This window comes from Azospirillum isscasi (assembly GCF_030849505.1).
In the GTDB taxonomy this organism is placed as follows: Bacteria; Pseudomonadota; Alphaproteobacteria; order Azospirillales; family Azospirillaceae; genus Azospirillum; species Azospirillum isscasi.
The window spans coordinates 1-2,548 of record NZ_JAUJFI010000309.1 but is presented as its reverse complement, the minus strand read 5'-3'; the positions used below and the strand labels follow the sequence as shown (position 1 = coordinate 2,548).

At 75.9% G+C, this 2,548-nt stretch carries 1 protein-coding gene; it reads left to right on the top strand.

Annotation, left to right across the window (positions count from 1 at the left end):
* Positions 1-2,548 (top strand): amino acid adenylation domain-containing protein (locus QSG27_RS28495; RefSeq protein WP_306712168.1); only part of this gene is annotated, 2,548 nt, incomplete at both ends.

Sequence of the window (2,548 nt, the reverse complement as noted above, 5' to 3'; positions counted from 1 at the left end):
CGCGTCCGGCCGGCACGCTGCACGGCCTGTTCGCCGAACGCGCCCGCGCCAACCCGGCGGCGGTGGCGCTGATCGACGGCGACGCCCGCATCACCTATGCCACGCTGGACCGGCGGTCCGCCGCCCTGGCCGCCCGTCTGCGCGCCCTCGGCGTGGGCAATGAGGTGCCGGTCGGCGTGTGTCTGGAGCGTTCCGCCGATCTCGCGGTGGCCTTCCTGGGGGTTCTGCGGGCCGGGGGGGCGATCCTGCCGCTCGACCCCGGCTATCCGCCCGAACGTCTGGCCTTCATGCTGGCCGACAGCGGCGCCCCGGTGCTGATCGCCCGCGGAACACCCCCCTGGCTGCCGCCGGGCGGCCCGATGCTGCTGGAGGGCGGCGGGCTGAGCACCGCCCCGGTGCCCGATGGAGTGCCCGACAACGTGCCCGGTGGTGTGCCCGGCGGCGTGCCTCGCGTGGAGGATGAAACCGGGCCGGACGGTCTCGCCTACCTCATCTACACCTCCGGCTCCACCGGACGGCCCAAGGGGGTGATGGGGCTGCACCGCGGGGCGGTCAACCGCATCCGCTGGATGGAGGACGCCTTCCCCTTCGCCCCCGGCGAGGTGGCGTGCCAGAAGACCACCATCACCTTCGTGGATTTCGTCTGGGAGTTCTTCGGGCCGCTGCTGGCCGGGGTGCCCTCGGTGATCGTGCCGCCGGGCGACGCGGGCGACCCGCTGCGGCTGGCCGACACGCTGGGCAAGGCCGGGGTGACCCGGCTGGTGCTGGTGCCCTCGCTGCTGCGCGCCCTGCTGGACGTGGTGCCCGATCCCGCCGCGGCGCTGGCCGGCCTGCGCCTGTGCGTCACCAGCGGTGAGGCGATCTCCGCCGACCTCGCCGCCCGCTTCGCCGCCCGGCTGCCCAACTGCCGCCTGCTGAATCTCTACGGCTCGTCGGAGGTGTCGGCGGACGCGACGTGGCATCTCGTGGAGCCGGGTGCGCCGGGGCCGGTGCCCATCGGGCGCCCGATTCCGGGCAACTTCGTGCTTCTGCTCGACCGCGGCGGCAACCCGGTGCCTCCGGGTGCTGCGGGGGAAATCGCCATCGGCGGCGTCGGGCTGGCCCGCGGCTACGCCGGCCAGCCGGAGCTGACGGCGGAGCGCTTCATCGCCGATCCCACCGGGCTGGCCGGGGGGCGGCTGTTCCGCACCGGCGACCTGGGCCGCTGGCGGGCGGACGGAACGCTCGACTGTCTCGGACGGCTCGACCGGCAGGTGAAGATCCGCGGCGTCCGCGTGGAGCCGGGGGAGGTGCAGGCGGTGCTGTGCGGCCATCCGGCGGTGCGCGAGGCCGCCGTGGCGGCCCGCCCGCTGCCGTCCGGCGAAACCGGGCTGGTGGCCTATGTGGTGTGGCGCGAGGCGGAAGAGGCCGCGGAGCTTCGCGCCTTCCTGCGCGCCCGGCTGCCCGCGGCGCTGGTGCCGGCGGCCTTCGTGGCGCTGGACCGGCTGCCTCTGAACCCCAACGGCAAGACCGACCTCGCCGCCCTGCCCGCCCCCGCCTTGGACGGGAAGGCCGAACAGGACGCCCCCGACCGCCTCCTCGCCCCCGACGAGGCGCTGGTCGCCGAAGCCTGGGCGGCGGTGCTGGGCGTCCCCGTCACCGGCGGCGATGCCGATTTCTTCGCCCATGGCGGCGATTCCCTGCTGGCCGTGCGGGCGATGACGCGGGTGAACGCCGCCTTCGGCACCGCCCTTCCCGTCGCCGCCCTGTTCGACGCGCCGACCCCGCGCGCCCTGGCCGACCGGCTGAGGGCCGAACGCCTGCGCGCCGCCGCGGGCGGGATCGAATTGCCGCCGATCCCCGCCGGCCATCGGCCCGGGCGCATCCCCATGACCGTCAACCAGACCCAACTGTGGCTGGCGGAACGGACGCTGGGCGGGGCGGCCTACAACGTCCCCACCGCTTACCGGCTGGACGGTCCGCTGGACGAGACGGCGCTGGAACGCGCCCTGGCCGCCCTGTCGGACCGGCACGAGGCGCTGCGCACCCTCCTGACCGAGCGCGGCGGGGAGCCGGTGCAGGAGATCCTGCCCCCCGGCGGCTTCCGGCTGGAGCGCCGCCCCGCCACGGGCCTGGACGAGGAGGCACTGACCGCCCTGCTGACCGCGGAGGCCGCCCGCCCCTTCGCCCTCGACGCCGAGGCGCCCTTCCGCGCCATCCTGTTCACGCTCGGTCCCGACTCCCGCCTGCTGCTTCTGGTGATCCATCACACCGCCTGCGACGGGACCACCGGCACCCTTCTGGTGCGCGAGCTGGAGGCCGCATACCGCCGCGCCGCCATCGGTGAAGGTCAACCCCCGCGTCCGCCCGCGGTGCAGCCCGCCGACATCGCCCTGTGGCAGCGCGCCTGCCTGGACGGCGGCGCCTTCGACGCGGCGCTGGAGGGCTGGAAGGCCGATCTGGACGGGGCGCCGACGCGGCTCGACCTGCCCGCCCGTTCCGCCCCGGCGGAGGGAAACCGTGCCGGGCGCGCGCCGGTGCGCCCCGCCCCCGCGGTCCTCGTCCGGCT